Annotated in this window: 7 protein-coding genes; all 7 read left to right on the top strand. The window is 65.5% G+C overall.

The genetic code is table 11. The features are described 5' to 3' along the window. Positions 1 to 222, top strand: a 222-nt coding sequence (locus tag B6V73_RS11990; protein WP_143597899.1) for a sensor histidine kinase, incomplete at its 5' end; no start/stop codon positions are given. A 232-nt stretch (positions 223 to 454) separates the two neighbouring features. Next, complete coding sequence (locus B6V73_RS11985) at positions 455 to 1840, top strand: MBL fold metallo-hydrolase (protein WP_088725351.1); 1386 nt, start codon at positions 455 to 457, stop codon at positions 1838 to 1840. A gap of 28 nt (positions 1841 to 1868) precedes the next feature. Continuing rightward, on the top strand, positions 1869 to 2255 hold the full coding sequence (locus tag B6V73_RS11980; protein ID WP_075776635.1) for a DUF302 domain-containing protein: 387 nt from the start codon (positions 1869 to 1871) through the stop codon (positions 2253 to 2255). A 145-nt stretch (positions 2256 to 2400) separates the two neighbouring features. Next, positions 2401 to 2895 carry a hypothetical protein gene (locus B6V73_RS11975; RefSeq protein ID WP_088725350.1) on the top strand — a complete coding sequence of 165 codons (495 nt, stop codon included), beginning with the start codon at positions 2401 to 2403 and terminating at the stop codon, positions 2893 to 2895. Between the two features lie 158 nt (positions 2896 to 3053). Continuing rightward, positions 3054 to 3758 (top strand): ABC transporter ATP-binding protein, encoded by a 705-nt coding sequence (locus B6V73_RS11970; RefSeq protein ID WP_088720011.1) that lies wholly within the window; start codon positions 3054 to 3056, stop codon positions 3756 to 3758. 4 nt (positions 3759 to 3762) lie between these two features. Beyond that, positions 3763 to 6126: an FtsX-like permease family protein gene (locus B6V73_RS11965; protein WP_168174891.1), complete on the top strand. Its 2364-nt coding sequence runs from the start codon at positions 3763 to 3765 to the stop codon at positions 6124 to 6126. Between the two features lie 3 nt (positions 6127 to 6129). After that, positions 6130 to 7347: an HlyD family efflux transporter periplasmic adaptor subunit gene (locus B6V73_RS11960; RefSeq protein ID WP_088725348.1), complete on the top strand. Its 1218-nt coding sequence runs from the start codon at positions 6130 to 6132 to the stop codon at positions 7345 to 7347. Positions 7348 to 7351: the final 4 nt, after the last annotated feature.

The following is a 7351-nucleotide window of genomic DNA, read 5'->3' as shown; positions in this document are numbered from 1 at the left end:
CACATCACATTGAGCGTCACCGATAACGGCCCCGGTATCCCGGATCGAGATCTGGCACGGGTGCGCGAACGTTTCGTGCGCCTCGACCGGAGCCGAAACACGCAGGGCAGCGGATTGGGCCTGAGCCTCGTCGACGCCATCGCCCAGATTCATGGCGGTGAGCTGCGCCTGCAGAACCTCGAGCGCGGTCTGCGAGTGGACATACGCTTTCCGAAACCTTGATGCCTCTCGCTGCGAGCAAACTCCGGCCCCCGGGCAGGCGAAAGGGGCGATCAATCACCCGCTCTCTCGGGCCTCTGAGCGATGAGCGCGCGTGGTTCTGGAAATGGGGTCACGCTCCTATCGCAACTTCATGCCTGACCGCCAGGACACATATTCAATTTTTGGAACATGAACCGCCCCCCGCGCATTCCTTCCGCAATCCCGAACTGACGGAAATTCGGAGGCAGATGACATGACCATGCGTTTTGAACAGATTCTCGCGGAAGGGATCGCCCAGTGCTCCTACCTGTTGGGCGACACTGGCAGCGGCACCGCCGCCGTCGTCGATCCCCGCCCCGATTGCGATATCTATATCGAGCGCGCGAAGGCGCTCGGACTGACGATCACCCATGTATTCGAGACCCATATCCACGCCGACTTCCTGTCAGGCGCGCGCGAATTGGTGGACCGGCTGGATGGCACGCCCAAGCTTTGCGTCAGCGTCGAGGGCGGCGCCGAATATGATTTCGAGCATGAGGGCATCCGCGACGGCGACAAGTTCAGCTTCGGGCAACTCACGCTCGAGACGCGGCACACCCCGGGGCACACGCCCGAACACGTCTCCTTCCTGCTCTACGAGAAGGACAATGACGACCCCTGGGGCGTGCTCAGCGGGGATTCCTTCTTCGTGGATTCGGTCGGCCGCCCCGACCTCCTGGGCGACGACAAGACCGAGGAACTGACCGAGGCGCTGTTCCGCACCACGCAGGATTTCTACATGCAGCTGCCCGAGGGCGTTCTGGTCTATCCCTGCCACGGCGCGGGCTCGGCCTGCGGGCCGAATATCGGCGACCGGATGTCGACCAGCATCGCCTATGAGAAAGCCCATAACCAATATGCCCGGATCACCGATCTCGAGGCCTTCAAGGAGGCGATGACGAAGGACGCTCCGCCGGTGCCCACGCATTACCCGCGCCTCAAGAAGGTCAATGCGGCGGGCCCCGAGGTAATGCACGGGTTGCCGCGCTGCATCGGCAAGACCCCGGAGGAGTTCGAGGCGCTTATCGCCGACAAGGACGTGCAACTGGTCGATATCCGCGACATGCTCGCCTTCGGCGGCGGCTTCATCGAAGGCTCGCTCAATATCGGGCTGCAGCCGATCCTGTCGGTCTGGGCCGGATGGATGCTCGATCCCGACAAACCGATTGCGCTTGTGAGCGAAACGAGTGCCGAGATCGACGAGGCCGTGCTGCGGCTCTGGCGCGTCGGCTTCACGAAATTCGCGGGCTACCTGAACGGGGGCATCGCCGCGTGGCGCACCTCCGGGCGACCGCTTGCGCATATTCCGCAGGTCACCGTGCAGGAACTGAAGGGCAGCGATCTGACCCCGCTCGACGTGCGCAAGGACGAGGAATGGGACGGCGGCCGAATCCCCGGTGCGCTCCACCATTTCCTCGGTACGATCGAAGACGAGATGGACGAACTCGACCGTTCCGCCGACTATGCGGTGTATTGTCAGGGCGGCTACCGCGCCAGCGTCGCCGCGAGCCTGCTGCACCGCGCCGGGTTCAAGAACGTCTCCGCGGTGCCGGGCAGCTTCGGCGCATGGTCCGCGCAGGACTACCCGGTCGAATCCTGAACCGCTCACCATCAGAGGATCCAAGACAATGAGCTACACCATCGACAAACGCCTCACCAATACCACGCTGGAAGAGGCCGACACCCGGACGCGCGAGGCCCTCAAGGAGCAGGGCTTCGGCGTGCTCACCGAAATCGACGTGCAGGCCACGATGAAGAAGAAGCTGGATGAGGACATGGCCGGCTACATGATCCTCGGCGCCTGCAACCCGAAGATGGCGCATCAGGCGATCCAGCTGGAGCCGAACGTCGGCGCGATGCTGCCCTGCAACGTCATTTTGCGGCAGGACGGCGCGGATATCCTCGTCTGCGCGATCGACCCGGCGGCCTCGATGATGGCGATCGACAACCCCCGGCTGAAATCGGTCGCAGGCGACGTGCGCGACATGCTGGCAAAGGCGATCGAGGCGATTTGAGCTGAACCGGCCCGGCGGCGGACCACTGTCCGCTGCCGGAGCTTCGCGTCGCGCCCCCCCGGGCGCCCCTTGCATTTCAGGCCCGTTTCGCGGGATACGACGGCCCGACGACCTCGCTGAGAGGTCAAGCCAAGCGAAGGCCAGTATGCCCCGGACCGACCGCCTCAAGACCGACTGTTCCCAATGCGCGGCGCTTTGTTGCGTGGTGCTGTCCTTCGACAAGGGCAAGGATTTCGCCTTCAGCAAGAACCCCGGAGAACCCTGCCGGAACCTTTGCGGGCACGATTGCTCGATTCACGACAAACTGACCCAGGAAGGCATGGCAGGCTGCGTCGCCTATGATTGCCTCGGCTCCGGCAATCGGGTCGTGCAGGAGGTCTTCGGCGGCCAGTCGTGGCAGGAGGAACCGCGTCTGGCAGCGGTGATGATGGAAGCCTTCTCCGCCATGTGCGAGGTCCACAAGCGGATCGACCTGCTGCGCGCTGCCGAGACCCTGTCGCTGGGACCGGACGAAGAACGCAAACGCCGCGACTTCCTCGACCATCTCGAAGAGCATCAATGGACTGGCCCCGAACTCAACGAATTCGAATTCGGTCTGGCGCTGGAGATTGATCTCTTCGTCCACGGCCTCAGCGCGTGACGCCCGACGAACGGAAACGTCGCCTTCGACCGGTGAGGCGCGAACACCACGCGGACGCCCTCAACTCTCCCTCAGCCTCGACAAATTTTGACTGCCTGAAGAAGCTGTGATCTGATCCGGGACGGGTGACGCGCCCAATCTGTTTGAAGAGGCCGAGCGTGCAGCCTGCCTTTCGCACCGAAGCATTGTCGAAAACCTATGGCGAGGGACCAGCCGCGGTCCACGCCCTCAAAGACGTGACCCTGGAAATTCCGCGCAGCGAGGTCGTCGTGCTGCTCGGACCTTCGGGCAGCGGCAAATCCACCTTTCTCAACATCATCGGCGGGCTCGACAGACCAAGCTCGGGCCAGGCGTGGTTCGGCGATCAGAACCTGACCGAAATGTCCGACCGGGCGCTGACGCAATACCGGCGCAGCCATGTCGGTTTCGTCTTCCAGTTCTACAACCTGATGCCCAGCCTCACCGCGCGCGAGAATGTCGATCTGGTGACCGAGATTTCGCACGATCCGATGGACGCGGGCGAAGCGCTGCGGCTGGTCGGGCTGGAGGGACGACTCGACCATTTCCCGGCGCAGATGTCAGGCGGCGAGCAGCAGCGCGTCGCCATCGCGCGGGCCATCGCGAAGCGTCCGGCGGTGCTGTTTTGCGACGAGCCGACCGGGGCGCTCGACAGTATGACGGGGCGGCGCGTGCTGCAGGTGCTCAACGATGTGAACCGCGAGCTGGGCACGACCGTTCTGATCGTCACCCATGCGGCGGCGACGGCGGCGATGGCGCATCGCGTGCTGCATTTCACCGATGGCCAGCTGCGCGAGACGATCGTCAACGAGACCCGCGCCGACCCCGCCGAGATCGAATGGTAAGCCGATGGCCCTGACCGTTCTCCATCGCAAGCTCTTCCGCGACCTCTGGCGAATCCGGGCGCAGGCGCTGGCGATCTCGGCGGTCGTCGCTCTGGGCGTGATGGTACAGGTGATGATGGCGGGGCTGACCGATACGCTCACCGTCACCCGCGACGCCTATTTCGAGCGGCACCGGCTTGCGCAGGTCTTCGAGCCGCTCACCCGCGCGCCCAGCTCGATGATGGAACAAGTCAACGCGATTCCCGGCGTGCTGGCCGCCGAAGGGCGGGTCAGCGGTTTCGGCCGGATCGACGCGGACGGGGGCGAGCCGATACAGGCGCGTGTCCTGTCGCTACCCGGCCCCGCAGGCCTCAACGGTATCCTGATGACGGCGGGGCGGAAGCCGATCGCGGGGCGCAGCGACGAGGTCGTGCTGCTCGACACATTCGCAGCCGCGCGCGGGATCGCGCTTGGCGATACGCTCGGCGTCACCGTCGAGGGCCGTCACCAGCGCTTGCAGGTCGTCGGTTTCGCCCGCGCGCCGGAGTTCCTGTTCATGCCCGCGCCGGGCGAATTCTTTCCCAACGACGGTCGCTTCGCCGTGATCTGGATGGAGCGCAAGGCAGCGGCCGCCGTGCTCGATCTCGACGGGGCGTTCAACGAGGTGCTGGCGCTCGCCACGCGCGAGCGGCCGCGCAAGGCGGTGCTCGCCGATCTCGACAGGCTGATGGCGCCCTATGGCGGCGGCGCGGGCTTCGTTCAGGATCAGCAGACCTCTGCGCGCTTCATCGAGGAAGAACTAAAGGGCCTGCGCCAGTCGCGGCTGTTCCTGCCACCGATCTTTCTCGCAGTTGCGGCCTTCCTGCTCAACGTGACGATCACACGTATCGTGCAGGCCGAGCGGCGCGAGATCGGGCTGATGAAGGCCTTCGGTCACAGCGGGGCGGAGATCGCAGGGCATTACCTCGAAATGGCACTGATGATCGCCTTCGCCGGCGCGCTGCTCGGATCGGCTCTGGGCGTGATGCTTGGGCGGTCTCTGACCGGTCTCTACATGGAATTCTACAAATTCCCCTACCTCGTCTTCTCGATGCATCCCGGCCCCTTCGCCGGGGGCCTCGCCTTCTCGCTGATCGCCGCCGCGCTCGGGGCGGCGATCGCGTTGCGCACGGTGTTCCGCCTGACACCCGCCGAGGCGATGCGCCCCCCGGCCCCGGCCGATTTTACCCATGGCCGGGTCGGCTTCCTCGCGATCGTCACGAAATTCCTCGACCAGCCTGGGCGGATGATCCTGCGTCAGATCACGCGGCAACCTGTACGCAGCCTCGGCACCATCGCGGGCGTGGCCGCGGGCCTCGCGCTGAACATGGCGATGCTGATGATCTATTCGGGCTTCGATCACACGATGGACGTCACCTTCGGCTTTGCCGACCGCTCCGACGCGACGGTGAGCTTCATCCACCCCGTCTCGCGCGATGTGACACATGAGATTGCGCACCTTCCCGGCGTGCTGCAGGCCGAGCCGACGCGCTACGTGCCGGTCCTCTTCCGCAACGGCGTCATCACCCATCGCGGCGAACTGACCGGCCTGTCGGAGGATGCGCAGCTCAATCGCGCGCTGCGGCCCGATCTGGAGCCGATCGCCCTGCCCGCGCAGGGCGTCGTGATCTCGCGGGGGCTCGCGGATGTGCTGAAACTTCAGCCGGGCGAAAACCTCACCGCCGAAGTCACCGAGGGCCACAAGCGGACCCTCTCGCTGCCCGTCGCTGCGATCTCCGACACATTGCTGGGCGCTCCGGCCTATATGCGCCTCGACTCGCTGACCCGGGCCGTGGGCGAGGCGGACCGGATCACCTCGGTCTCGATCCGTACCCAAGGTGCACCGTCGCCGGAGCTTCTGCACGAGCTGCGCGCGCGCCCCAAGGTCGCGGGCGTCTCGATAAAATCCGACAGTCTCGCCGCGTTCAGGGAGATTGCCGACGAGGGCGCGGGGCAGATGCGTTTCGTCTTCGGCGCGATCGCCTTCGTGCTGAGCTTCGGCATCGTTTACAACGCCGCGCGCAACGCCTTCTCCGAACGTGCGCATGAGTTGGCGAGCCTGCGAGTGCTGGGCTTCACCCGCGGGGAAGTGACGCTGATCCTCGCCGGGGAGATCACTGTACTCGTGGCCTGTGCGCTCCCGGTCGGGATCTGGTTCGGCTGGACACTTGCCCAGTTGATCGCGCGGGTTTTCTCCAATGAACTCTACCGGGTCAGCGTCAGCTTCGATCTACCCAGCATCGCGACCGCGGTGCTGGTCGTAGTCTCGGCGACGCTGGCCTCGATCCTGATGTTGCGCCGCGCGCTGGATCGGTTGAACATGATCTCGGCGCTCAAGGCGAGGGACTGACCCGTGACACCAAAACCCCGAACCAGATGGCTCATTCTCATCCTGATCGGCCTGATCGCGGCGGGCGCTATCGCCGCGCTGCTCTGGCCGCAGCCGCAGACCGTCGACATGGGCGAGGTTACGCGCGGTCCGATGAAGCTCGTCATTGAAGATGATGGCCGGACCCGCGTCAGCGAAAGCTACACGGTCTCGACCCCGGTCAGCGGCAGGCTACAGCGGCTCGATATCCATGTCGGCGATCATGTCGTCGCGAACGAGACAGTCGTCGCCCGGATGCGCCCCGCCCTACCCGCCGTTCTGGATGCCCGCAGCCGGGCACAGGCAGAGGCCGCGCTCGCCGAAGCGCAGGCCGCGCTCAGCGCGGCCCAAGGCGATTACCGCGCCGCCGTCGCGATGCGCGAACAGGCCGATAGCGATCTCGCGCGGTCGCAGCGGCTCGCGCTTTCCGGCACGATCAGCCAGTCCAAGCTGGACCGCGATCAGATCAATGCCGATTACGCCGCCGCGCAGGAAGCCGCCGCGAAAGCCGCCATCGCGATGCGCGAGGCGGCGCTGGCCTCGGCGAAATCCGTGCTTCAGAACGACGCCGCCGCGAGCAACAGCGACGGGGCCGAGCCGATCCCCCTTTATGCCCCCGCGACCGGAACCGTGCTGCAAATCCTGCAGGAAAACGAGACCGTGCTCTCGGCCGGCTCCCCGATCATGGAAATCGGCGACATCTCGGAGGGGCTCGAGGTGGTGGCCGATCTTCTGTCGCGCGACGCGGTGCGCGTACGCCTAGGCGATCCGGTGGAGATTACCGATTGGGGCGGGCCGGACGTGCTGGAAGGCAAGGTGGTCCGCATCGACCCGTCAGGCACCACGAAGGTTTCGGCCTTGGGCGTCGAGGAACAGCGGGTGGGCGTGGTCATCGCCTTCACCGGCGATGCCGCGCAACGGGCGGGGCTGGGCCATGGTTTTCAGGTGACCGCGCGGATCGTCGTCTGGCAGAACCCCGATGCGCTGCGGGTGCCGTCGAGCGCGCTATTCCGGCGCGGCACCGGCTGGGCTGTCTTCAAGGTCGAAGACGGGCACGCGCGGGAAGTGAACGTGGAAGTCGGGACCGATAACGGCACCTATGCCGAGCTTCAGGACGGTCTGAGCGAAGGCGACCGTGTCGTGCTCTATCCGGTCGAAACGCTGGAAGATGGCGCGCCGGTGGAGGCAAGGTCCGGCGGCTGACGTC

It is taken from the genome of Thioclava sp. JM3 (assembly GCF_002213185.1).
Taxonomy (GTDB): Bacteria; Pseudomonadota; Alphaproteobacteria; order Rhodobacterales; family Rhodobacteraceae; genus Thioclava; species Thioclava nitratireducens.
The sequence above is the reverse complement of the archived record's forward strand: the minus strand, read 5'-3'. Positions and strand labels throughout refer to the sequence as shown.

Excerpts from the sequence above, each read along its gene's own strand:
- B6V73_RS11965 (WP_168174891.1), top strand. The coding sequence starts at position 3,763 with ATGGCCCTGACCGTTCTCCATCGCAAGCTCTTCCGCGACCTCTGGCGA.
- B6V73_RS11985 (WP_088725351.1), top strand. The coding sequence starts at position 455 with ATGACCATGCGTTTTGAACAGATTCTCGCGGAAGGGATCGCCCAGTGC.
- B6V73_RS11980 (WP_075776635.1), top strand. The coding sequence starts at position 1,869 with ATGAGCTACACCATCGACAAACGCCTCACCAATACCACGCTGGAAGAG.
- B6V73_RS11975 (WP_088725350.1), top strand. The coding sequence starts at position 2,401 with ATGCCCCGGACCGACCGCCTCAAGACCGACTGTTCCCAATGCGCGGCG.